22 protein-coding genes are annotated in these 24,189 nt (G+C 68.8%); 14 read left to right on the forward strand and 8 right to left on the reverse strand.

All coding sequences use genetic code 11. The annotated features are described in order from the left end of the window. Positions 1-344 precede the first annotated feature (344 nt). The 6 genes from NLF94_RS12160 (at position 345) to NLF94_RS12185 (ending at position 9,089) form a co-directional block, all read left to right on the forward strand. On the forward strand, positions 345-2,672 hold the full coding sequence (locus NLF94_RS12160; RefSeq protein WP_254837895.1) for a S8 family serine peptidase: 2,328 nt from the start codon (positions 345-347) through the stop codon (positions 2,670-2,672). Positions 2,673-2,754: 82 nt separating this feature from the next. Next, positions 2,755-3,342: a DNA-3-methyladenine glycosylase family protein gene (locus tag NLF94_RS12165; RefSeq protein ID WP_254837896.1), complete on the forward strand. Its 588-nt coding sequence runs from the start codon at positions 2,755-2,757 to the stop codon at positions 3,340-3,342. Between the two features lie 366 nt (positions 3,343-3,708). Beyond that, positions 3,709-5,430 carry a nitrite/sulfite reductase gene (locus tag NLF94_RS12170; protein WP_254837897.1) on the forward strand — a complete coding sequence of 574 codons (1,722 nt, stop codon included), beginning with the start codon at positions 3,709-3,711 and terminating at the stop codon, positions 5,428-5,430. Next, the gene (locus NLF94_RS12175) at positions 5,423-7,081 is read left to right on the forward strand and encodes a Coenzyme F420 hydrogenase/dehydrogenase, beta subunit C-terminal domain (protein WP_254837898.1); all 1,659 of its coding nucleotides are present in this window, start codon (positions 5,423-5,425) and stop codon (positions 7,079-7,081) included. The genes NLF94_RS12170 and NLF94_RS12175 overlap by 8 nt, the downstream gene beginning before the upstream one ends. A gap of 239 nt (positions 7,082-7,320) precedes the next feature. Then, a complete protein-coding gene (locus tag NLF94_RS12180) occupies positions 7,321-7,845 on the forward strand; it encodes a DUF7504 family protein (protein WP_254837899.1) in 525 nt (174 codons plus the stop codon). Positions 7,846-8,012: 167 nt separating this feature from the next. Further along, positions 8,013-9,089 (forward strand): hypothetical protein, encoded by a 1,077-nt coding sequence (locus NLF94_RS12185; RefSeq protein ID WP_254837900.1) that lies wholly within the window; start codon positions 8,013-8,015, stop codon positions 9,087-9,089. A 79-nt stretch (positions 9,090-9,168) separates the two neighbouring features. Here the strand turns inward: NLF94_RS12185 and NLF94_RS12190 are convergent, their stop codons facing one another. From NLF94_RS12190 to NLF94_RS12205, 4 genes are all read right to left on the reverse strand, one after another. Continuing rightward, positions 9,169-9,960, reverse strand: a complete 792-nt coding sequence (locus NLF94_RS12190; protein ID WP_254837901.1) for an SDR family NAD(P)-dependent oxidoreductase — start codon at positions 9,958-9,960, stop codon at positions 9,169-9,171. A gap of 263 nt (positions 9,961-10,223) precedes the next feature. Continuing rightward, positions 10,224-11,093 (reverse strand): succinate--CoA ligase subunit alpha, encoded by an 870-nt coding sequence (gene sucD, locus NLF94_RS12195; RefSeq protein ID WP_254837902.1) that lies wholly within the window; start codon positions 11,091-11,093, stop codon positions 10,224-10,226. Beyond that, positions 11,090-12,235, reverse strand: coding sequence for an ADP-forming succinate--CoA ligase subunit beta (gene sucC / locus NLF94_RS12200; protein WP_254837903.1), 1,146 nt, complete (start codon positions 12,233-12,235; stop codon positions 11,090-11,092). Before sucC ends, sucD begins: the two co-directional genes overlap by 4 nt. Before the next feature lie 95 nt (positions 12,236-12,330). Then, the gene (locus NLF94_RS12205; RefSeq protein WP_254837904.1) at positions 12,331-13,278 is read right to left on the reverse strand and encodes a ferritin family protein; all 948 of its coding nucleotides are present in this window, start codon (positions 13,276-13,278) and stop codon (positions 12,331-12,333) included. Between the two features lie 84 nt (positions 13,279-13,362). Here NLF94_RS12205 and NLF94_RS12210 point away from each other — a divergent pair, with 84 nt between their 5' ends. After that, positions 13,363-14,013 carry a helix-turn-helix domain-containing protein gene (locus NLF94_RS12210; RefSeq protein ID WP_254837905.1) on the forward strand — a complete coding sequence of 217 codons (651 nt, stop codon included), beginning with the start codon at positions 13,363-13,365 and terminating at the stop codon, positions 14,011-14,013. 42 nt (positions 14,014-14,055) lie between these two features. On the opposite strand, the gene NLF94_RS12215 is transcribed toward NLF94_RS12210, so the two are convergent. Next, positions 14,056-14,718, reverse strand: coding sequence for a glycerophosphodiester phosphodiesterase (locus NLF94_RS12215; RefSeq protein ID WP_254837906.1), 663 nt, complete (start codon positions 14,716-14,718; stop codon positions 14,056-14,058). 139 nt (positions 14,719-14,857) lie between these two features. Here NLF94_RS12215 and NLF94_RS12220 point away from each other — a divergent pair, with 139 nt between their 5' ends. The 6 genes from NLF94_RS12220 to NLF94_RS12245 all read left to right on the forward strand — a co-directional run bounded on the left by NLF94_RS12220 (position 14,858) and on the right by NLF94_RS12245 (position 21,135). Further along, complete coding sequence (locus NLF94_RS12220; protein WP_254837907.1) at positions 14,858-15,565, forward strand: SDR family oxidoreductase; 708 nt, start codon at positions 14,858-14,860, stop codon at positions 15,563-15,565. Between the two features lie 115 nt (positions 15,566-15,680). After that, positions 15,681-17,003: a sodium-dependent transporter gene (locus NLF94_RS12225; protein ID WP_254837908.1), complete on the forward strand. Its 1,323-nt coding sequence runs from the start codon at positions 15,681-15,683 to the stop codon at positions 17,001-17,003. A gap of 70 nt (positions 17,004-17,073) precedes the next feature. Beyond that, complete coding sequence (locus NLF94_RS12230) at positions 17,074-18,624, forward strand: acyl-CoA carboxylase subunit beta (RefSeq protein WP_254837909.1); 1,551 nt, start codon at positions 17,074-17,076, stop codon at positions 18,622-18,624. Next, positions 18,621-18,860, forward strand: a complete 240-nt coding sequence (locus tag NLF94_RS12235) for a DUF8022 family protein (RefSeq protein WP_254837910.1) — start codon at positions 18,621-18,623, stop codon at positions 18,858-18,860. The genes NLF94_RS12230 and NLF94_RS12235 overlap by 4 nt, the downstream gene beginning before the upstream one ends. Before the next feature lie 185 nt (positions 18,861-19,045). After that, positions 19,046-20,884 (forward strand): acetyl-CoA carboxylase biotin carboxylase subunit, encoded by a 1,839-nt coding sequence (locus tag NLF94_RS12240; protein WP_254837911.1) that lies wholly within the window; start codon positions 19,046-19,048, stop codon positions 20,882-20,884. A gap of 98 nt (positions 20,885-20,982) precedes the next feature. Further along, positions 20,983-21,135 carry a hypothetical protein gene (locus NLF94_RS12245; RefSeq protein ID WP_254837912.1) on the forward strand — a complete coding sequence of 51 codons (153 nt, stop codon included), beginning with the start codon at positions 20,983-20,985 and terminating at the stop codon, positions 21,133-21,135. Positions 21,136-21,249: 114 nt separating this feature from the next. Here NLF94_RS12245 and NLF94_RS12250 read toward each other — a convergent pair whose 3' ends face one another. Both NLF94_RS12250 and NLF94_RS12255 read right to left on the reverse strand, forming a co-directional pair. Then, positions 21,250-21,480 carry a hypothetical protein gene (locus NLF94_RS12250; protein WP_254837913.1) on the reverse strand — a complete coding sequence of 77 codons (231 nt, stop codon included), beginning with the start codon at positions 21,478-21,480 and terminating at the stop codon, positions 21,250-21,252. Positions 21,481-21,509: 29 nt separating this feature from the next. Beyond that, positions 21,510-22,292 (reverse strand): hypothetical protein, encoded by a 783-nt coding sequence (locus NLF94_RS12255; protein WP_254837914.1) that lies wholly within the window; start codon positions 22,290-22,292, stop codon positions 21,510-21,512. 185 nt (positions 22,293-22,477) lie between these two features. Between NLF94_RS12255 and NLF94_RS12260 the strand changes: the two genes are divergently transcribed. Further along, positions 22,478-23,896 carry a two-component system sensor histidine kinase NtrB gene (locus tag NLF94_RS12260; RefSeq protein WP_254837915.1) on the forward strand — a complete coding sequence of 473 codons (1,419 nt, stop codon included), beginning with the start codon at positions 22,478-22,480 and terminating at the stop codon, positions 23,894-23,896. Positions 23,897-23,903: 7 nt separating this feature from the next. On the opposite strand, the gene NLF94_RS12265 is transcribed toward NLF94_RS12260, so the two are convergent. Next, on the reverse strand, positions 23,904-24,044 hold the full coding sequence (locus NLF94_RS12265) for a DUF7331 family protein (RefSeq protein WP_254837916.1): 141 nt from the start codon (positions 24,042-24,044) through the stop codon (positions 23,904-23,906). Between the last annotated feature and the right edge of the window lie 145 nt (positions 24,045-24,189).

Here is a 24,189-nt window from a genome sequence, read left to right on the forward strand (position 1 = left end):
CCTCGCGCTTAGTCCGCCCCGACCCATTTCCGTGCCGCAACGCGACGAGCGTAGCGAGGAGCCTTCGGCACGGAAATCGTCCGAAGGATTCGAACCCGGGAAGTCGCAGCGCCGAGCGAAGTGAGGCGACCGTCTTCCTTCGGTTCGAATCCGCCCCGACCCACTTCTCGAACGGAGCGTAGCGGAGTGAGAGACCAGCAGGGCGCTGTACGCCGAGCAGCCGCCGGTATTATCTAGAATATCGGCTATCCATCCCCGTCCCGGTGGTCGTTTGGTATTCTATGACAGTGGCCTTTGGACAGTTTTGTCAGGAAATACTTTCCGTTCCACACGTCGGATGAGGTATGTCGTTCGACAGACGTTCGGTACTGAAGGCAACGGGTGCGGCACTCGGTGGGAAGCTGTTCTCGACGACGGGTGCTGCCGCCGGCAGACGAATCGACGACGCGTTCGATCTCTCCAGCGAGGAGTTACAGGAGGCGCTCGTGGTGCTGGAACCCGGCGCGGACTACAGCCTCCTCGACCGGTACGAGACGCCGATGGGCACCTTCGAGATGGAGGCGCTGGACATCGTCTACACGAAGGCGACCGGGCCGGAACTGGAGCGCATCGCGGGCCACAACAGGGTCCAGTACGTCCAGTACAACCACGAACTGGAGTACGACAACGGCGACGCCCAGATAGCGACGAAGTCGGGGGTCGTCCAGGACGGTCTCGGCTACACCGGCCGAGGGGTCCATGTGGCGGTCATCGACAGCGGACTCGACGCGTATCATCCGGACCTGGCGCCGCGGCTGAGCCACCACTTCCAGTTCGTCAACCCGCTCCAGGAGGGCGTCGCCTACGTCGATGCGGCGTACGCCGACACCGACGACATCGGCCACGGTACCCACTGTGCCGGCACCGTCGCCGGCGAGGGCAACGTCGACAGCAGCCACGAGGGGATGGCCCCCGACGCCGACCTGACCGTCTACTCGCAGGGCGTCGGCATCTTCGTCCTCTCGTCGGTCGCGGCGTTCGACCACCTGCTGACGGAACTGCACCCGGAGGACCCGGTGCAGATCACGTCGAACTCCTACGGTAGCGCCGGCGGCAACGACTTCAACCCCTCCGGCGGCTGGGAACGGGCGACCTGGCGCGCCTTCGAGGAGGGCATCCTCAGCGTCGGGTCGGCGGGCAACTCCGGGCCGGGCACGAACACGCTCGGCGGTTCCAAGACCGGACCGCACACCCTCTCGGTGGCGGCCAGCCACGACGGCCAGGGCCAGGACGTCCACGACACCAAGGCACCGACCGACTTCTCCTCGCGGGGCCGGAAGGGAAATTACGACGACGGCGAGGGCGCCCGCTGGGACGAGTTCCCCGACGGGGAGGGCGGCTTCACCGCCGAGGACCGCGAGACGGGACTCAGGAACCTGCGTGCGCTCAACTCCGATGCCGCAGGGGACCGCGAGACGGTCAACACGTTCGAGGAGACCGTCACGGTCGGGCCGGGCGCGGACGCCAGCGTCGCCGGCGGGCCGTCCGTCGGTAGCTCGTCGTTCGTCGAGTACGTGCCGGCCGACGGTGCGGCGAACGTCCGGGCGACGCTGAGCTGGCCCGACGGCACCCAGGACATCGACCTCTACATCCACGAGGGTGCCGAGGACGGCCCGGTGCTCGCCAGTTCCACGAACGGCCAGACGACCTCGCCGAGTCCCGGCGGCGGCGAACTCGAGGTTATCGCGACGGACATCGACCCCGACAAGACCTACTACTTCGAGGTCGACCCGTGGACGGCCGTCCAGGCGCAGTGTACCCTCTCCGTGGAGGAGCGTGGTCCGCCGCCGGAGGTCGACCTGCCGGGCGACCCGGAGGGTCCGCTGGGGGTCTATCGGCCCGGCGTCATCGCGCCCGGTCACGCGGTCATCTCGACGCAGGGCGCCTCCGCGCTGAAGGCACTCGACGAGGAGGGCCCAACCTCGACGAGAACTGGTCCGCTGTACACCGCACTTTCCGGTACGTCGATGTCCTGTCCGGTCGTCGCCGGAGTCTGTGCCCAGGTGATGGAGGCCTGGTACACGAACAACGGCGAGGAGTACCCCTCCCCGGAGCAGGTTATCCGCATCGTGGAGGGCACCGCCGAGGAGAACGCGGCGGACGCCTACAACCCCTACAACGCCGGTGCGGGCTTCGTCAACGCCCGCAGCGCGGTCGAGACGGCCATCGAGGGCGGGGTCCCCGACTACACCGACGTGACGCTCCCGGCAGCCGACGTCGACGAGGGCGGCGACGACGTGCCCTCGGCGCCGGACCTCACCGCCTCGGGCTCCCGGACCGACGACGGGACCGTCTTCACCGGCGGCCAGACCAACCGGGTCGACATCACCGTCTCGGAGACCTCCGAGCCGGTCGTCGTCACCGACGCCGTTCCGGACGGCTGGACCGTCGACACCCGTTACGGCGACGCCGAGTCCGTCGAGGACGGGACGGTCGTCCTCGGCACCGTCGACCCCAGCGAGGTCGAAGGCGATGCCACCGTCACGAAGACGTACTTCGTCGAGGCACCCTCCGGGCCGCAGGCGACGAACAGCTACAGTTTCGGCCCGGCGACGGCCACGGTCGTCGACGCGGACGTGAGCGTCCAGATAGCCGGCACCGACTCGAACTACGTCGTCGGTCCGAGTACGTGACCGGGCCGTAGCCGCTCGGCCGAAAGACCGGCCGGGAACCGAGTCGCTTACCCCGACCGCGGCCGTTCCTCCGGGCACGAGCATGCGATCCCAGGCGGAAGCGGTCCTCCGGGAGGACCCGGTGATGGCGGAGCTACTCGAACGGCACGACCCCTACACCGAACGGGATCGCGAGCCCTTCGAACGGCTCTGCGTCTCGATCATCAACCAGCAGCTCTCGACGGAAAGCGCCGCGGCCGTCCGCGAGCGGGCCTTCGAGACGCTCGGAGAGGTGACGCCGGAGCGGGTGCTGTCGGCCGACGAGGCGGCGCTCCGGGACGCCGGGCTCTCGGCGTCGAAGGTGGAGTACCTGCACAACGCCGCGAGCGCGTTCCAGCGGGACGATCTGACGCCGGCGGGACTGGCCGACGACTCGGACGATGCGGTCGTCGACCGACTCACCGAGATCAAGGGCATCGGCACCTGGACCGCCGAGATGTACCTCATCTTCGTGCTCGAGCGGCCGGACGTGCTGCCGCTGGGCGACCTCGCGGTTCGCCGCGGCATCGAGCAACTGTACGCCGACGGCGGGGAGATGACCCGCGCCGAGATGCGCGAGGCCGCCGAAGCCTGGCGTCCATACCGGAGCCACGGGACGCGGTACGTCTGGGCCGCCTACGAGTCGGAGTGACCTCGCGTCCGACGCGGACGTCGGCACGACAACCGGAGATATTTTCCCTCTCCTGGGACGGTCGATTCGTCACGACACCCGCATCGTCGGTTGGTTCGGTCCGATCCGTGCGTTACCAGTTATTCGGACGCTCGATACTCGTCCGAGACCGCCCGAGAGACTCTCAAAGGACCGATTTCGGACGCTCGGATTGTTTCCTGCCGAGAGGCACGTCCGACAAAGCGGCAATATACGACGAGTGAGAGGATCGCTGGCAGGCCTGACCGCAACGGGTAGACTCTATTTTCGGTTGTACGTCCTTGTCACAATGATTGTTATCGACTACCGCAGACGTTCGGGACGTGAGGGAACGCCGGAGTGGTCACCGTGAACACCGTCGAACGGTGGAAACAGGAGAAACACCCGCTCGACGTCATCGAGGACGTCAAGCGCTACGCCGAGGAGGGGATGAGCTTCGACGAGATCGAGGCCGACGCCGGCGACGGCGAGTGGGAGCGGCTCAAGTGGGCCGGGATGTACGCCCACGGCCGCCAGCGCGGCTACTTCATGATGCGAACGAAGGTGCCGGGCGGCCGCCTGACGCCCGAGCAGGCCGAGGTGATCGGCGAAGTGGCCGACGAGTACGCCACCGCGCCCGAAGCGTACGGCGGCGAGAACCAGAACAACATCTGGGGCGACGCCTTCCTCGACATCACGACCAGACAGGACATCCAGAAACACTGGATCGAGGTCGAGGATGTCCCCGAGATCTGGGACCGTTACGGCGAGGTGGGCCTCACCACGATCCAGGGCTGCGGCGACTCCGCCCGGAACGTGCTGGGCTGTCCGGCGGCCGGCCTCGACGACCACGAGTGCTTCGACGCCCAGCCGGTGATCGCCGCCGTCTCGGACTTTTTCACCGAGAACCGAGAGTACGCCAACCTCCCGCGGAAGTTCAAGATGACCATCACCGGCTGTCGGCACGACTGCGCCCAGTCGCAGATCAACGACGTCGGCCTGGTGCCGGCCCGCAAGGAGGTCGGCGGCGAGGAGTACTACGGCTTCCACGCACGCGTCGGCGGCGGCCTCTCGGACGGCCCGCGGATGGCCTCGAACCTCGACGTGTTCGTCCGTCCGGAGGACGCCGTGGAGTTCTGCCGCGCCGTCGCCCAGACGTTCAAGGAACTCGGCGACCGGAACAACCGCGGCGTCTGCCGGATGCGCTATCTGGTCCAGCAGATGGGTCCCGAAACGTTCGAGGAGGCCGTCCGCGACCGCTGTACGGTCGATCTCCGCTCGCGTGGGGCCGACCTCACCGAGGGGTACACCGGCGACCACGTCGGCGTCCACGACCAGAAACAGGACGGCCTCAAGTACGTCGGCTTCAACGTCATCGCGGGGCGGATGGGCGGCGACGAGTTCGCCGCGGCTGCCCGCGCCGCCCGGGAGTACGGCACCGACGACGCGACGATTCGGCTGGCGACCGACCAGAACTTCCTCGTCACGCACGTTCCCGAGGAGAACGTCGGCGACCTCCTGAACGAGCCGTTCGCCCGCAAGTACCGCCCCGACCCCGGACCGTTCTCGCGGGGCGCGGTCGGCTGTACCGGCTCGGAGTTCTGCAACTACGGCATCATCGAGACGAAGAACCGCGTCCGCCGGTGGGCCAAGGCGCTGGACCGCCGCATCGAGACGCCCGACGACCTCGAGGTCGTCCGGATGCACATGTCCGGCTGTTCGGCCTCCTGTGCCCAGCCGCAGATCGCCGACATCGGCTTCCGCGGCGAGACCGTCGACATCGACGATCCCGAGGGAACCACCAACGAGGAAGGGGACAACATCGTCGAGGGGATGGACTTCGGCCTCGGCGGCTCGCTCGGCGCCGACAACGAGTTCCTCGACTGGGTCGAACACGCCGTCCCGGCCGACGCCGTCATCCCGGCGCTGGAGGAACTGTTCGACGCCTACGCGGACGAGCGGACCGACGGTGAGCGGTTCTACGAGTGGTGCCGGCGCGTCGACAACGACCGCCTCCGGGACGTGATGCAGCGGGCCGACGCCAACGTCGCGGGCGGCGTCCCCCACGAGGAGGTGACGAGCGATGACTGAGACGCCGGACGCGCCCGCCGACGTCGCACCGGAACTGCACGAGGCCGACGGCGAGGACGCCGACGGCTCCCCGTCCCTTCCGGGCGTCCCCGACGTCGACGTCGACCCCGAGGCCGTCCAGGTGCCGCCCGTCAGCGGCCGGGAGGCAGGCCACTCGACGTCGACGGGCAAGCCGATACGGTTCTTCCGTTCCGACAGGCGGCCGGAGGGTGACGCCGACCGTGGCTGCGACGACGGCTCCTGTGGCTGTGACGGGAACGACTCGGGCGGGCCGTCCCGCACGGCGCCGGTGGCCGACGGCGGCGCGACGCCCGCCAACGTCGACGGCGAGGGCAGCCTCGGCGACCTGGAGTTCACCGAGCCGGCCGAGGGCGTCAGCCAGGACGTCGAGGGGTCGGCGCCGGACGAACGCGTCGGCGTGCCGGAGGGCGTCGACCTGGAGACGCCGAGTTACCGCATCCGCGCCGAGATGAACGACATCGAGGAGCCGGACGACAAGACGTGGTTCATGGAGCTGGACGCGGCGGTCATCGACGAGGGGCGCTGCATCCAGTGTGGCACCTGCGTCGCCTCCTGTCCCTCGGACTCCATCGGCATCGGCGACGACGGCCTGCCGGAACTGGTCAAGATGTGCACCGGCTGCTCGCTGTGCTGGGACTTCTGTCCTCGCGGCGGCCTGCGCTACGAGCGCCAGTGGAAGATCACCGGCGGCGAGGACAACGTGAAAGGCGCCGGCGACCCGATCACGGAGTTCTCCGCGAAGGTCGAAGACGACTGGCGCGAGAACGCCCAGGACGGCGGGCTGGTCACCTCGGTCCTGATCCACCTGCTCGAGGCCGGCGAAATCGACGGCGCGCTCATCGCTACCGAGTCCGACGACGAGCCCTGGAAGGCAGAGAGCTTCCTGGCGACGACGCCGGCCGAGTGCATCGAGAACGCTGGCAGCTTCTACAACCAGACGATGGCGCTCGGCAACCTCGACGTCGACCAGTGGGAGGAGAAACTCCCCGACGAGGATCCCGCGGACCTCTCGCTGGCGCTCGTCGGGACGCCCTGCGAGATAGAGGGCATCCGCGCGCTGCAGGACTTCGAGTGGGACTACGCCAGCCAGGAGGCCGGCGTCCGTGCCGTCGACTACACAATCGCGCTGATGTGCACGAAGAACTTCAACTACCGGCGGCTCATGGGCGAGAAACTCGAGGCGGAGCGCGGCATCGCCCCGGAGGACATCGGGAAGATGGACGTCCTTCACGGGAACATGATGGTGTACGACCACAGCGGCGAGATGATCTTAGAGGAGGACGTCGAGGAGTTCCACGACGCGGCGCTGAAGGGCTGTGACGAGTGTGCGGACTTCACGGGCTACTGTGCGGACCTGACGGTCGGGTCGGTCGGCTCCAGCGACGAGTACTCCAGCGTCATCGTCCGGACCGAACAGGGGCTGAAGGCGTGGGAGCTGACCGAGCCGGACCTGGACTACCACGACCTCGAGGACCGCAGTGCCATCGGCGGGCTGCAGAGCTGGGACAAGAAGAAGGCGTTCGAGTCGCTGCAGCGACCGTTCGACCCCGACGCCCCGCGGTTCATCGAGTACACCGACCACGCCGACAGCTACGGGACGATCCGGAACCCCCACGAGGACGCCCACTGAACGCCGGCGTCCCGCACGGTGAACCGATTCGAGCCACCGGCGCGGCAGGCCAAACGATCCGGTGGTTTCGGTCGTCGGGGTTATCCGAGCGTGAAAAACGTCTCCGGGGCTTATGAACGGTAGGCCCGTAGCGGTGGTAACGAATGCGTCCGTCGTCCAATGCCACCGCCGATTTGCCGGGCCCGACCTGTCGGTCGGGCCACGTCCTGCTGCGTTCGTCGTCGGACCGGCGCGAGCCAGTGCCCTGTCCGCCGGGCGAGGAGGACACGGAACGGCGCCTGCTTGTCGTTTCGCTCTCCGGCGACGCCGAGGCCCGCGTCGCGGCCATCGAGGCGTGCGGGGGACTCCCCGAGGAGGTAGCCGTCCTCACCGCCGGCGAGACACGGAGCGCGGCGGCCGCCTCGACGGCGCCGGGTCCGACGACCGCTCGCGGCGGGACGGAACTGTCCTGGGCGACGGTGTCCAGCGCCGCCGACCTCTCCGGTATCGGCGTCAAGATCGACCGCTGTCTGTCGTCGTGGAGCGACGGGCCGCCGGTCCAGATCTGTTTCGATTCGGTATCGGCGCTGCTCGAGACGACGGACCTGCCGACGGTGTTTCGGTTCCTCCACGTACTGATGCGGCGGATCGACGCCGCCGACGCCGTCGCACACTACCATCTCGACCCCTCGGTACACGGACAGCGGACCGTCTCGACGATCGAGACGCTCTTCGAGGCCGTCCGCGAGTACGACGAAACGACCGACCGCTGGGTCGACGCGTAGCGGCGGTCGGTAGGCACTGCTTTCTCTCGGCCGCGCGAGGATCGTTCTCGGCCGCCGGAACACACCCCGAGGTGGCGCGGGAGGGTATAAGCGACCGGCTATACTGACCAGAGACTTTTTACGTGTAATGGCGAATCTACCCTGCAAGGGCAGGCAGTAACGAATCGATGACAGAAAGAGACTCACAGCCGGACGATAGCGAGAACCGACCGGAGGAGGTCGGCGGGTTCCAGTTCCCGATGTCCGACGGCGGTTCGGAGGACGCCGACCGCCAACAGCCGACCGGCGAGACGGACGGCGGGTTCCCCGACGTTCGGGACGACTCGGCGGTCGGGTCGGCGGACGAGGCCGACGGAAGAGGGACGGTCGGTCGTGCCGACTTCGCCGGCTTCGACTTCGGGACGTGGCTCGATCAGACCGAGGCCAGAACCACGACAACGACGACCGAGGAGACCGCGACCGAAGCCGAACTCGAAGCCGAAGCGGAGGAGCAGGCCGGCCTCGAACCGTCTTACTCCGGGTTCGGGTTCCGACAGTGGATGGAGGACGACGACGCCGAGGGACCGGAGCGGCCGCCGGACACTCCCCGCGTCGTCACCGAAAGCCTCGCGGAGCACGAGTCCGAGAGCGCCGCGAGTTCGGCTGCCGCCGGAGCGACCGTCGGCGCCGACGGGAGCCGGTTCCAGTTCGCGGACTGGCTCGGCGAGGGCGGCACCGAGTACGTCGACCCCGACGTGCTGCAGTCGGAGCCGACCGCCAGTGCCGCGCAAGCGGGCGCGACGGCACCGGGCGATCCGGGGTATCCCACGCCGCCGGGCGGCGGCATCTCCGACCTCCCACCGGCGAAAATCGCCGTGTTCGCGGTGTTCGCGGCCACGCTCGCGGCGGTGGCGATGACGCTGGCCGGCGGCGTCGCTCCGCTCGGTCCGGGGACCGGCTTCGCCGCTCCCGGCGGCGGTGGCGGGGCACAGACGGGAGCAGCGCCGGCCGCTACCGGGACGCCGGCGCCGACGGCGACCGACACGCCGGAACCGACGGCCACCCCGACACCCACGGCCACCCCGACACCCACCTCGACGCCGACCCCGACGCCGACGGCCACCCCGACACCCACCTCGACGCCGACCCCGACGCCGACGGCTACACCGACCCCGACGCCCGAACCAACCCCGACGCCGACGCCCGAACCGACGCCGACCCCGACCGAGGACGACGGCGGCCTTCTGGACCCCCTCACGGGGTAGACGGACGGCTCTTTTCCATCGCAGTCCCGCAGGTCGCTTCGCTCGCCACGCCGAGACGTCGCTCCGGCCGGGCCTCCCGCTACTCCAATCCCAGGTCCACGTCGAAGCTGTTGCCGGGACGGGGGACGCCTTTGACCGTGACCGTCTCGCCGGTCATGAACGCGGCGGCGTCGCTGGCGAGGAACTGGACGACATCGGCGACATCCTCGGTGTAACCGATGCGCCGGTCGACGGTCTCGCGGGCCGGCATCGACTCCTCGCGGATGCCGAGCGTGTCGGCGACCCCCGGCGTCTGGATCAGGCCGGGTGCGACGCAGTTGACCCGGACGCCATCGTCGGCCCACTCGACGGCCAGCGTCTCCGTCAGCCGGATTATGGCTGCCTTGGCCGCGCTGTAGTGGCTCTCGTTCGGCGCGGCGTGCTGGCCGTTCACGCTGGAGACGTTGACGATACAACCCCCCTGGCCGGCGCGCATGTGCGCGCCGGCGGCCTGGGTGCAGTGGAACGTGCCGTGGAGGTTGAGGTCGACGATGGACTTCCAGCCGTTCTCGGAGATGTCCTCGAAGGCGGCGACGAACTCACCACCGGCGTTGTTGACGAGCAGGTCGACGCCGCCGAACTCCTCGACGGTCGCCTCGACGAAGGCGTCGACTGCCTCGCGGTCACGGACGTCGCACTCGACCGCGAGGGCACGGCCACCATCGTCACGGATGCCCTCAGCGACGGGGTCGACCCGTTCCTGTGCCCGCGAGCAGATGGCGACGCTGGCGCCGTCGGCGGCCAGCCGTTCGGCGATGGTGCGGCCGATGCCCTGGGAAGCACCGGTGACGATGGCGTTGCGACCCTCGACGCTGAACTGGTCCGTCGGCATGGGCCGACCGTCGGCGGCCGCCGGCAAGACTGTATCGGCGGCGGTAGTCCGGAACACGATACCGTCGGGGGACCAGCATCCGCGAGCGAACGGAGTGAGCGAGCGGTTCCCGGCGGTGAGGCGCCCGGAGGGCGACGAATCGCCGTAGCGACGAGCGACTACCGCGGCCCGCAGGGCAGCGACAGGAGCGAGTCGCGCATATTTTCCCCAAGTTTTTGCCGGCCCGTCGGCAGCGCCGACGGGCCGTGTAAAAAGTGGGGGCGTTAGAGCAGGTCCTCGATGTGGTCGACGACCTCCTCGGGGGTGTCGCCGACGGGGACGCCGGCGTCGTTGAGGGCGTCGATCTTCGATTCGGCGGTGCCGGTCCCGCTACCGGAGACGATGGCGCCGGCGTGGCCCATCCGCTTGCCCGGCGGGGCGGTTCGGCCGGCGATGAAGCCGGCGACCGGCGTGTCCATGTACTGGCCGATGTAGTCGGCGGCCTCCTCCTCGTCCTCGCCGCCGATCTCGCCGCACATGACGACGGCGTGGGTCTCGGGATCGGCCTCGAACATCTCGAGGGCGTCGACGAAGTCGGTCCCGATGATGGGGTCGCCGCCGATGCCGACGGCAGTGGTCTGCCCGAGGCCGCGGTTCGTGAGGTTGTCGACGACCTGGTAGGTCAGCGTCCCCGACCGGGAGACCAGGCCGACGTTGCCGTCGGCGAAGATGTTGCCGGGCAGGATGCCGAGTTTGGCCTCGCCGGGCGTGATGAGGCCGGGGCAGTTCGGGCCGACGAGATGGGTGTCGGTCTCCCGCAGTTTGCGGTAGACCTTCGACATGTCCTGCTGGGGGATGCCCTCGGTGATGGCGACGACCAGATCCAGCGGCGCGTCCAGCGCCTCGAACAGCGCGTCGGCGGCGAACGCCGGCGGGACGAAGACGACCGACGTGTCGGCGTCCTCCGCGCGGGCGGCGCCCTCGACGGTGTCGTAGACGGGGACGCCGTCGACCTCCTGGCCGCCCTTGCCGGGGACGGCGCCGGCGACGACGTTCGTCCCGTACTCGATCATCTGGCGGGTGTGAAACTTCCCCTCGCCGCCGGTGATGCCCTGTACCACGACGCGGCTGTCCGAATCGACCAGGATGCTCATTGTGATTCCTCCTCGGCGAAGTCGACGGCGCGCTGGACGGCTTCCTCCAGGGTCGCCTCGACCGTCACCAGATCCGTGTTCAGTATCTCCATGCCCTCCTCGGCGTTGGTGCCGGCGAGTCGGACGACGACCGGCTTGGGTATCTCGTCGAACGCCTCCAGCGCCTCGTTGATGCCCGTTGCCACCTCGTCGCCGCGGGTGATGCCCCCGAAGATGTTGAAGACGACGGCGTCGACGTTCTCGTCGGAGAAGACCATATCGAGAGCGTTCGTGACCCGTTCGGCCTTGGCGCCGCCGCCGATGTCGAGGAAGTTGGCGGGCTCGCCGCCGTAGTAGTCGACCAGGTCCAGCGTCGTCATCACGAGGCCGGCGCCGTTGCCGATGATGCCGACGTTGCCGTCGAGTCGGACGTAGTCGAAGCCGTACTCGTTGGCCTTCGCCTCCAGTTCGTCCCCGGCGGCCTCCTCTTCCATCTCCGCGAGGTCGGGGTGCCGGAAGAGGGCGTCGTCGTCGATGTTCATGACGGCGTCGGCGGCGACGACGTCGCCATCGCGCGTCACCATCAGCGGGTTGACCTCGATTTCCGTGGCGTCGCTGTCCTCCCACAGGTCGAACAGCGTCCCCAGAACCGACGCCACATCGCCGGCGACCTCGCGGTCGACGCCGGCCTCGTAGACGGCCTTGCGGGACTCGTAGGGCTGCATCCCGAAGGCGGGGTCGACGTGCTCGCGGACGATGGCGTCGGGATCCTCGGCGGCGACCTCCTCGATGTTCACGCCACCGCGGGTCGAAACCATCCCGACGGGTTCGCCCTCGTTGCGGTCCATCGTCACGCCAACGTACAGTTCGTTGACGAAGTCGACGGCGGCCTCGACCAGGACGTTGTCGACGTGCAGCCCCTTGAGGTCCATGCCGATGATGCGCTCGGCGGCCTCGCGGGCCTCCTCGGCGTCCTCGACCAGTTCGATACCGCCGGCCTTCCCACGGCCGCCCACCTGTACCTGTGCCTTGATTGCGACGGGGTAGCCGATCTCCTCGGCCGCCTCGACCGCTTCCTCGGCGGTCGAAGCCAGCGCCGAGTCCGGGACCGGAATCCCGGCGTCGGCAAAGACGCCCTTCGCCTGATACTCGTGTAGTTTCATCCGTATCGAACGGCGTCCGGCATCCGCTTAAAACGTGCTATGTTCGCCCGAAACGGGGGGAAAACGGCGAGGAGTGCGCTCGCGGAGGGGCGAGGTCAGTCGGCGGCGCCGCGGTCGGCGCCCTCGATTGCGACCAGTTCCTCGACGGGTGGCACCTCGCCGTCGGCGTCGGTGATGATGTCGAGGCGACGAGTGAGCTTGTCGCGGGCGTACTCGACGATCGCCCCGTGGTCGACGGGACCCTCGATGTCGGTGAAGATACCGGCGACGTGGGGCATCAGCTCCGTGAGCGTCCCCCGAACGACGGCCTCGTCGACGCCTTCCTCCTGGACGAGTCGGCGGACCTCGTGCATCCCGAAGCCGACGTGGCGGCCCTCGTCGCTGCGGATCTTTGCGATGCCGTCGACGAGGCCGGGCAGCGTCGGCATCTCCTCGCGGGACCGCGTGATGACGGCGTCGTCGCCCGTCTCGCCGAACGCCGACTGGAGGCTGTAGTAGGCCGTCTGTGCCAGCACGGACTCGGCGACGATGTGGTAGTGGCTGTAGGCGCGGGTCTGCGTCTCCGGCGACTGGTCGTCGAGCAGTGCCGCCATCGCGTCCTCGACGGCGTCGAACATCGCCACGTAATCGTCGTTGAGGTATCGCTCGTCCGTCGGGTCGGCCGGCTCCAGTCCCAGTTCCTCGGCGACGGGATCGAGCACCTCCTCCCAGTAGCGGTCGAAGAAGCGGGTGTGCTTTGCCTCCTCGTACAGTTGCGTGGTGAGGAACATCTGGGCGTCGGTGCCCTCCAGGGCGAGTCCGAGCGGCATCAGGTCCTCGGTGACGGCCTCCTCGCCACCGCCGAACCGGGCGACGCCGAGGCGGAGCATGTCGAACTCCTCGCCAGTGAACTCGTCTTCGTACTCCAGCAGCGCCTCGCGGTCGCTCGCGAGGTCGATGTCGTGGGGGTCCCAGTGCCGGTACACCGCGTTCCGGAAGTAGCCGCCAGCGAAGGAGTCGGGGTCGCTCCGGGTACCGCGGTCGGTGCTCGTCAGTTTCGCCATGTTAGTGTCACACACTACCACGACGTGGGTTCTCGCCCTGTTATCTGGGGAGGCTTTTTGATCGGGACCGACCGATGGAGGGGTATGCGAACCGCGACGGTGCGGCTCTCGCCGCCCGGGACGGGCCTGCACCCGGCCGACGCGGAAGTGGCCGCGCGGCCGGACCTCGGGCGGGAGGCCATCGACCACATCACGGCCCTGGCGGACGGTGCGGGGGTCGTGCTCTGTCGGCTCCGGGGCGACGCCGCGGCGCTGGCGGACGTACTCGCGGACACCGAGGGAGTCCTCGATTCCCACGTCACCGACGCCGACGGCACGCTCTACGCGTACGTCCACTTCCGCCCGACGGAGACGGCCGAGGCGCTCCTGGAGCTCCGGCGCGCCCACGAACTCGTCGTCCGGACGCCGATTCGCTGGCTCGCGGACGGTCGGCTAGAGGTGTCGGCGGTCGGCGACGACCGGACGCTGCAGGCGGCCGTCGCGGGGCTGCCCGACGCCGTCGGCGTCGAGTTGGTCGAGTTGCGGGAGTACGACCCCTCGACCGATCGGGCGGAGGCGCTCTTGACCGACCGACAACTCGAGGTGCTGGACGCGGCGCTGGATGCCGGGTACTACGAGCAGCCCCGCCGGGCGAATCAGGCCGACGTGGCCGAGGCGGTCGGACTCGCGCCCGCGACGGTCGGCGAGCACCTGCGCCGCATCGAGGGGACGGTCATGCGGTCGCTGCGGGAGTGACGGGCGGCGCGGTCGGACCTGCGGTTCCCGGTCGCAACGGGGTCACTCCTCCGACAGGACGTCCGGTCGGTCGGCGATGACGCCGTCGACGCCCATCGCCGCGAGCGAGTCGGCTTCCCCGCTGTGACTGACGGTCCAGGCGTTGACGCTCATGCCGGCACGGTGGGCGTCGCGGACGAGGCGGTCGTCGCAGGACTCGACCGAGGGATGGAGGTAGCCACAGCCGACCTCGCGGGCCGTTTCGACGGCCGAATCGCTATCGTCGGTGAGCAACGCCCGCGGCACCGCGGGGTCGACGTCCCGACACGCCGCGAGAGTCTCGGGCGAGAACGAGGAGACGACGGCCTGGGGGTGCAGCGACGTCACGGACGCCAGCGCGTCGGCCGCCGTGCCCGTCTCCTTGAGTTCGACGTTGACGCCGACGGCGTCGGGGATGGCCTCCAGGATTTCCACCAGCGCCGGGACCCCCTCGCCACTCTCCAGCACGTCCAGGTCGCGGAGTTCCGCGAGCGTGTGGTCGGCGACGGGGCCCTCGCCGTCGGTGACGCGGTCGACCGTCGCGTCGTGGACGACGACGAGTTCGCCGCTCGCACACCGGCGAACGTCGACTTCGACGGCGTCGGCCACCTCGGCGGCCGTCACGACCGCTCGCCGGGTGTTCTCCGGATTGACGCCCGCGAACCCCCGGTGGGCGATGAGTCGCACGTCCACATCGCCCGGCGGCGACGGGCAAGTCTCTGTCGGTGGCTCTCGAACTATCACTTAAAACCGATCCACGCGGCGGAAGTGGTCGGCGGCGGCGACCGGCAACCGAATTTATCCGGTCGGAACCCCTACGAGGGGTATGGACGCGTCCTACGATTTCGAGGAGTCGGTCGTGCTGGTGACCGGAGTCAGCGGTGCGCTCGGTAGCGCCGTCGCGGCGGCGTTCGACGATTGCGGGGCGACGGTCTGTGGGGCAGACGTCGTGGCTCCCACGGAGGAGGACGCGCTGGTCGAACCCGGAACGGTCGAGTTCTACGAGACCGACGCCACCGACGAGGACAGCGTCGCCGAGACGGTCGAGACCATCGTCGACGAGCACGGCCGCCTCGACGCGCTCTGCAACGTCGCGGGCACCTGGCGCGGCGGCGACCCCATCCACGAGACCGACGTCTCCGAGTTCGAGCTGCTGTTCGACGTGAACCTGAAGTCGATGTTCCTGACATCGAAGCACGCCATCCCGCACCTCCGGGAGACGGAGGGCGCCATCGTCTCGGTGTCGGCCCGGTCGTCGCTGGAGGGCGGCGAGGGCGACGGACCCTACCGGGCCTCGAAGGCCGGCGTTCGCCTCCTGACGGAGACCATCGCCGAGGAGAACCTCGGCACCGTCCGGGCCAACGCCGTCATGCCGAGCGTCATCGACACGCCGATGAACCGCGAGATGATGCCGGACGCCGACCACGACGAGTGGGTCGACCCCGCCGATATCGCCGACGTGGTGCTGTTCCTCTGTACGGGGCAGGCAGGCGTCACCAGCGGCGCCGCGGTGCCGGTCTACGGCGAGGCCTGACCGAGCGGCGACGCCGACACGCCAGCGGATCGGCTTGTGCCGCCGTCGATTGACGGCCGTCCTGTCGGTTCGGTTCCACCAAATTTTTCCGTCAGTTGTGCCGCAACGACAACACATGGCCGACAGAGAGACGTGGGCGACCAGACTGGGATTCATCCTCGCATCGGTCGGCAGCGCGGTCGGACTGGGGAACATCTGGCGGTTCCCCTTCCAGACCGCCGAGAACGGCGGCGCGGCGTTCCTCGCGGTGTACCTGGCGGCGGTCGTGATAATCGGCCTGCCGGCGCTTTTGGCGGAGTTCGTCATCGGCCGCCGGGCGAACATCAACGCCATCACCGCCTTCGACCGACTCGACAAGCCGAACTGGAAGGCGGTCGGCGCTTTGGGCGTCCTCGCCGGCTTCTGGACGATGTCGTACTACAGCGTCGTCGGCGGGTGGGTCATCCGCTACGTCTTCGGCAGCGCGACGGGGGCGTACTTCGGCGACCCCGGACCAGCCGATTACTTCGGTATGATCGCCTCCGGCCTGGACGCGGTCTTCCTGCACTTCGTGTTCATGGCCGTCACCGTCGGCATCGTCGCGCTGGGCGTCGAGGACGGCATCGAGAAGGCGACGAAGCTGATGGTGCCGAGCATCGTCGTGCTGATGGTGGGGCTGGCGGCCTACGCCGCGACCCTGCCCGGCGGCGGCGAGGGGTACGCGTTCTTCCTGACGCCGGACCTCGGGACCATCGTCGCCAACTTCGAGACGGTGGTCCCGGCCGCGGTCGGACAGGCGCTGTTCTCGCTGTCGCTCGGCTTCTCGGTGATGATAACGTACGCCTCCTACCTCGGGAAGGACGAGAACCTCGGGACCGACGGCGTCAGCATCGCGGCGTTCAACACCTTCGTCGGCGTGCTGGCCGGCTTCGTCGTCTTCCCGCTTTTGTTCGCACAGGGGGTCGAGGTCGGCGACGCCGGCGCAGGCGCGGTGTTCGTCTCGGTCGCGTCCGCGTTCGTGGACCTGCCCTTCGGCAGGGTTCTCGGCGTCGTCTTCTTCGGCGTCGTGCTCATCGCAGCGCTGTCGTCGGCCATCAGCCTGCTGGAGGTCGTCGTCTCCTACGTCGTCGACAACTATCGGTTCAGCCGTCCGGCGACCGCCGTCGGCCTCGGTGCCGTGCTCTTCGTCGGCGGTATCCCCTCTGCGATGTACGACGGATGGCTCGGCTGGTTCGACACCGTCGCGGTGAACCTGCTGCTGCCGCTGGCGGCGCTCGGCGTCGTCTTCTTCGTGGGCTGGGTGATGGCCGGCGACGCCGTCGACGAGATTCGGCAGGGCACCGGCGGCGCCGAGACACTGTCGGTCGTGTGGCTGTGGTCGCTCCGGACAGTGGTGCTCGTGGCCGTGGCCGGGACCCTCGTTTTGAGCCTCCAGGGGCTGTCGGCACCGCCGCTGTAGGGAGTCGGAAACTCTTTTCTAGGTGCCCGTCGTTGCAGCCGTCAATGAGTCACGCGGGGCGTGAGATGGCATGACGATGGAGGAGGACCTCGAGGAACTGCGCGAGAAGAAGCGCGAGGCCGCGAAGGGCGGCGGCGAGGAGCGCATCGCAAAACAGCACGAAAAGGGGAAGATGACCGCCCGCGAGCGGATCGACTACTTCCTCGACGACAGCACCTTCCAGGAGTTCGACCAGCTGAAGACCCACCGGTCGACGAACTTCGACATGGACGAACGCCACCCCTACGGCGACGGCGTCGTCACCGGCTACGGCGAGGTCGACGGCCGACAGGTGTTCGTCTTCGCCCACGACTTCACCGTCTTCGGCGGGTCCCTCGGCGAAGCCTTCGCCGAGAAGGTCTGCAAGGTGATGGACCGCGCCATCGAGACCGGCGCGCCCATCGTCGGGCTGAACGACTCGGCGGGCGCCCGCATCCAGGAGGGCATCGACTCCCTCGCGGGGTACGCCGACATATTCCACCGCAACCAGAAGGCGAGCGGCGTCGTCCCACAGATCTCGGCCATCATGGGTCCCTGCGCCGGCGGCGCGGTCTACTCGCCGGCCATCACCGACTTCGTGTTCATGGTCGAGGACACCAGCCACATGTTCATCACGGGGCCGGACGTCATCGAGACGGTGACCGGCGAGGAGGTGGGCTTCGAGGAACTGGGCGGCGCCCGGACCCACACCACCGAGTCCGGCGTCGCCCACTTCTCGTCGGCCGACGAGAAGGAGGCGCTGGACGACATCCGGTATCTGCTCTCCTTTCTGCCGTCGAACAACGTCGAGGACCCCCCGCAGGTCGAGCCGTGGGACGACCCCGACCGCCGCGACGAGGAACTGGCCGACATCGTCCCGTCGGAACCGCAGAAGCCCTACGACATCGTCGACGTCATCGACCGGGTCGTCGACGAGGACTCCTTCTTCGAGGTCGGGGAGGGCTTCGCCCGCAACCTCGTGACCGGGTTCGGCCGGCTGGACGGCCGCTCGGTCGGCATCGTCGCCAACCAGCCGCGCGTCAACGCCGGCACGCTCGACATCGAGTCCTCGCTGAAGGGCGCCCGGTTCGTCCGCTTCTGTGACGCCTTCAACGTCCCCATCCTCACCTTCGTCGACGTGCCGGGGTTCATGCCCGGCACCGACCAGGAGCACAACGGCATCATCAAACACGGCGCGAAACTCCTGTACGCCTACTCGGAGGCGACGGTACCGCTGCTCACCGTCATCACCCGCAAGGCCTACGGCGGCGCCTACGACGTGATGGCCTCCAAGCACCTGGAGGCCGACGTCAACTACGCCTGGCCAACCGCCGAAATCGCGGTCATGGGACCGAAGGGCGCGGTCAACGTCCTCTACAGCGACGAACTCGAGGCGGCCGACGACGTCGAGAGCCGCCGAGAGGAGCTCATCGACGACTACCGCGACACCTTCGCCAACCCCTACACGGCGGCCGAGCGGGGCTTCGTCGACGACGTCCTCGAACCGGCCGAGACGCGCCCGCGGCTCATCCGGGACCTGCGGATGCTCGAATCCAAGCGCAAGGACCAGCCCGACCGCAAGCACGGCAACATCCCGCTATGAGGCTGGACGTTCCCGACGACGCCGACTCGGCGGAGGCGGCCGCCATCGCCGCCGCCGTTCGGGCGCACGTCTCGGCCGACGACTCGGAGGACGAGGCGGCGTCCGACGACGGCTGGGACGGGGCCCGCTGGCGGTTCCGGGGCCGTGTGGACGCGCTCCAGCGCCGCCGCGTCCGCGTGCCGACGGCCGCGCCCCAGGACGCCTGGACTGCGGCCGGCCGGACCGACCGCCTCTGAACGCCGGCCGGTCCGTCGTCGACGCGACCGAATCGGTCCCCCCGGTGTCGTCCGCGACGCGTCGCCGGCAGTTCGTCAACCCGCGATACGGAATCGGTAGACGGCCTGCGGGCGTAAATTCTCCCGGAGTTTGCAATTGTGGAAATCGACAGAATGACGTATGCCCCGCGATTTGCTCCGCACACATGTTCGACAAGGTGCTCGTCGCCAACCGGGGTGAGATCGCAGTTCGCGTGATGCGCGCCTGCGACGACCTCGGCGTCGATACCGTCGCCGTCTACAGCGACGCGGACAAGCACAGCGGCCACGTCCGGCACGCGGACGAGGCGTACAACATCGGTCCCGCCCGCGCCGCGGACTCGTATCTCGACCACGAGGCGGTCATCGAGGCCGCCGAGAAGGCCGACGCCGACGCCATCCATCCGGGCTACGGCTTCCTCGCGGAGAACGCCGAGTTCGCCGGCAAGGTCGAGGCCCACGACGACGTGACCTGGATCGGTCCCTCCGCCGAGTCGATGGAGCAGGCCGGCGAGAAGACGAAGGCCCGGACCATCATGCGGGAGGCCGACGTGCCCATCGTTCCGGGGACGACCGACCCCGTCGAGACCGCCGAGGAGGTCCACGAGTTCGGCGAGGAACACGGCTACCCCGTCGCTATCAAGGCCGAGGGTGGCGGCGGCGGCCGCGGGATGAAGATCGTCCGTGACCCCGAGGAAGCCGAAGAACAGCTCGAAACCGCCAAACGCGAGGGCGAGGCCTACTTCGACAACGACTCGGTGTACCTCGAGCGCTACCTCGAGAACCCCCGCCACATCGAGGTGCAGATCCTGGCCGACGAACACGGCAACGTCCGTCACCTCGGCGAGCGGGACTGCTCGCTGCAGCGGCGCCACCAGAAGGTCATCGAGGAGGGTCCCTCGCCCGCCCTGACCGACGAGTTGCGCGAGGAGATCGGCGAGGCTGCTCGCCGCGGCGCCGACGCCGCCGACTACTACAACGCCGGCACCTTCGAGTTCCTCGTCGAGGAGGAGGACCGCGACGACGGCGAGTTGCTCGGCGCGGACGCGAACTTCTACTTCCTGGAGGTCAACACCCGCATCCAGGTCGAGCACTGCGTCACCGAGGAACTGACCGACATCGACATCGTCAAGTGGCAGATTCGCGTCGCCGACGGCGAGGAACTCACGTTCTCCCAGGACGACATCGAACTCGACGGCCACGCCATCGAGTACCGCATCAACGCCGAGAACGCGGCCGACGAGTTCGCGCCCGCCAGCGGCGGCGAACTCGAGGTGTACGACCCGCCGGGCGGCATCGGCGTCCGCATCGACGACGCCCCCCGGCAGGGCGACGACCTGGTGACGGACTACGACTCGATGATAGCGAAGCTCATCGTCCACGGCGAGGACCGCACGGAGGCCATCGCCCGCTCGAAACGGGCGCTCGCCGAGTACGACATCGAGGGCATCCCGACCATCGTCCCGTTCCACCGGCTGATGCTGGACGACGACGCCTTCGTCTCCGGCACCCACACCACGAAGTACCTCGACGAACACCTCGAACAGGAGCGCCTCGAGGAGGCCCAGGAGAAGTGGGGCACCGGTGACACCGAGGGGTCGACCGACGAGGAGGTCGTCGAACGGGAGTTCACTGTCGAGGTCAACGGCAAGCGGTTCCAGGTCAACCTCGAGGAACGGGCCGAACTCGCCGCCAACCGCCCGGCGCCCGGGACCGGCGGTGGTGGTGGAGGCGGCGGTGGCGGCGGTGGCGGCGGCGGGGGTGGCGGCAGCGCCCAGGCCGTCTCCGCGGAGGGCGAGATCATCAACGCCGAGATGCAGGGCACCATCCTGGAGGTCAACGTCGCCGAGGGCGACAGCGTCGAGTCGGGCGACGTCATCTGCGTGCTGGAGGCGATGAAGATGGAGAACGACGTCATCGCCGAGATCGGCGGCACTGTCGCGGAGGTCGCCGTCGAAGAGGGCCAGTCCGTCGACCAGGGCGACCCGCTGGTCGTGCTCGACTGACACCCGCCCGACGGCGGAACTTCTATATATACTTTCAGCTGAGTTCTAGCGCTGTGTTCTCGCGTGCGTCTATACTGGAGCCAGTAGCATACGTTCGTATGTCGAGCAGCGAGGAGGTCCGACACGGCATCGCGGTCTGTGAGAACTGCGATGCGATCCAGCCGGTGGAAGTACGCCCGGATGGTGAACTCGAGGCGATGGGGAACCCGAACTGCCGGTGTGGGAGCAACCAGTTCCGATTGGTCGAATAAGCCGAGACCGGCTCCGACCGGTCGAACGGGCCGACCGTCGACGATTTTCGAGTCCTCTCTTGCGGTGAGTTCGCCGGCGCCGCTGTCGTGTGTACGCGAGGCTCCGCGCCGACGTCAGTTGTCGATCTGTATCGAAACGACGTACAGCAGGGCGATACAGAGCGGTAACGCCGTCATCACGAGGACGCCCACGAGCAGGTAGCCGCCCACGGGGCCGAGGGCCAACTCCGGGGTCGGGACGGCGGCGCGGCCGGGGAGCATCGGCGCCGAGAGCGCGAGTCCGCCGGCAACGCCAGCGAGGAAGGCGCCCGCGGTTCCGGTCGGGTCACGGAAGCTACTGCTCACGGCGACCCTTGCGCTTGCGGGTATATAATTCACCCGAGGGTTACCGCCGAGACGAGGACGGCGGTGCCCGACCAGAGCGTCACGACCGAGACGACGAAGACGACGGTCCGGCCGGCGTCGGTCCGCCACCGCGAGAGCCGACCGCAGACGGCGACGATCACGAGTCCGACCGCGAGGTGGGCGGCGACGAGGGCCCACCACCCGGGAGCGACGCCGGCCGCCGAAAACGCCGGGCGCAGCGCCGACGCGAAGAGCCCCTCGGCGTCGGCCGCCAGCAGACGTCCGGCGGCGACGGATGCGGCCCCCTCGAAGACGACGGTCACGACGGCGAACAGCCCGGAGAGCCGCAGTTCGGTGAACAGGTCCGTGACGAGGAACCCGAACGCGACGAAGCCGACCGCTGCCGGTACGGCGGCGGCGACGGGCACGATGAGGACCCACACGAGGCTGCTCGCGGGCGCCCCCAGGTGGGTCACAAGCGCCACGAGGACGACGGCGGCGACCCCGACGCCCGCGGCCGCGAAGTAGCGCTCCCGGTAGTCGACCCCCCAACCGGCGGCAAGACGGCCGACGACGATCCACGAGGCGGCGGCGAACCCCGCGACGACCGAGAGGAGCAGGCTCGCCGAGGGGGACGTTTCGAGGGCCGCGTAGACGCCGGCGCCGCTGGCGACCGTGACGGCTCCGCCCGCGACTGCCCAGGGGCCGGCCGCCGGAACCGTCCAGTGGGAGAACCCGTCTTCGACGGCGAGGCCGACGGCCGCGAGCGTTGCGAGACACGACACGACGACCGCCGGCGACGCCACCTCCATACTCCCCGCCGCGCTCCGGGAGAGAAAAGCCCTTGCGGTCCGGACGACCGGCGACCGGCCGCGGTCCCGAGCACTCGACTCCCGGTACGAGCCCGGTTCCGCCGGAATCACGGTGGGTTCGAGACGGGCTCGCGTAGCTGATCGATGCGAGACATTATACTGTAGGGGTGACGAATGGTGGCACGATGGGACGCTTCGACGACTACGTGCCAGCCGGGGCGATCCTGGCGCTCGGTGGCCTCGGGGCTATCGCCGTCGCGGGGTGGTACGCCTCGACCGTGGAGACGATCGACGGGCTGTTGCTCCTCGCGCTGGCGCCGCTGTTCGTCGCCGGTGGACTGCTGGCCTCGCTCGGCTATCGCGTCCGCTCGCTGGATGCCGGCGGGGTCCGCGTCGTGGCCTGGACCCTCGTGCCCGCCGTCGCGGTCGCCGCGGTCGGCGACCTCCTCTTGGCCCAGGAGTTCGGCATCACGCTCCCGGACTCGGTGCTGGTGGTCGCCACCATCGCGTCGGTCGGCGGCGCCGCCGGCGCAGTCGGCGGGTTCCTCGCCGCACGCCAGGAGAGCGCGGTCGCGGACGCCGAGCGGCGAGCCGACCGGGCCGAGCGGTTCGTCGAGGGCGCAAGCGGGTTCGCCGTCGTCCGACTGGACCCCGAGGGGTTCGTCGAGACCTGGAGCGAGGGCGCGGCGGCCGTCACCGGCTTCCCCGCAGACGAGGTCGTCGGGTCGCGGCTGGACGAACTGTACACCGGCGACGACGCCGACGAAGTGGTGAGGGCCCAGCTACAGCGTGCGCTCCGGACCGACGCCGTCGAACTGGAGCGGACCTTCCGCCGCAGCGACGGCGAGGAGTTCCACGGTTCGGGGACGCTCACCGCCATCGACGAGGACGGCGAGTTGCTCGGCTACCTCCTCGTGCTGTCGGATCGATCCGAGACGCGCGAACGGCTCGAACAGCTCGAGCGCCGCAACAGCCAGCTCGAGGCGTTCGCCTCGGTCGTCAGCCACGACCTCCGGAACCCGCTCAACGTCGCCATCGGCAGCATCGGGATGGCCCAGAAGAAGGATGACGACGAGTCACAGCTGGAATCCGCCGAGTCGGCCCTCGAGCGCATGGAACAGCTCATCGAGGACGTGCTCACGCTGGCCCGTCAGGGCAAGGACGTCGACGAGTTCGAGCGGGTCGAACTCGAGGAGACCGTCCAGCTTGCCTGGGGAACCATCGACCAGAAGCACGCCGACATGGAGTACGGGGAGCTGTCGGCGATCACCGCCGACGGCGAGCGGCTCCGCCGGCTGTTCGAGAACCTCTTCCGGAACGCCATCGAGCACGGCGGCGAGGACGTCGAAATCAGCGTCGGAATGCTCGACGGCGGGGAGGGATTCTTCGTCGCCGACGACGGACCGGGCATCCCGGATCACAAGCGCGACGAAATCTTCGAGGCCGGATACACCACCGGCGACGACGGGACGGGACTCGGTCTCGCAATCGTCAGGAGCATCGTCGAGGCCCACGGCTGGGAGATATCGGCGGCGAAGAGTCAGGCGGGCGGCGCGAGGTTCGAGATTCGGGGCGTCCAGACGCTGGCGGACGTGCAGGCGTGACCACCCCTCAGCCGACGGGGGTCGGCTCGTCGGCCTGAAGCCAGGCGTCCTCGTTTTCGGTGTCGTAGATGATGAGGCCGCCGTCCTCCAGGCGGACCTCGCGGATGGCCGGTTCGTCGTCAGTGGGTCGGTCGTTCCGTAGGCTCATACCCGTCGCTACCCCGAGGGGCTACTTCATACTTCGCCGGATTCGGTCTAGGGTCTCACCCAAATTCGGGACGCCACCCGGCCCCAGCGGTCGGCGAGAGCGTTCGGTTCGGCGAAAACTTTTATATCGGTGGCTATCCCTCGTC

Origin of the sequence: Natronomonas marina (assembly GCF_024298905.1) — an archaeon.
Taxonomy (GTDB): domain Archaea; phylum Halobacteriota; class Halobacteria; order Halobacteriales; family Haloarculaceae; genus Natronomonas; species Natronomonas marina.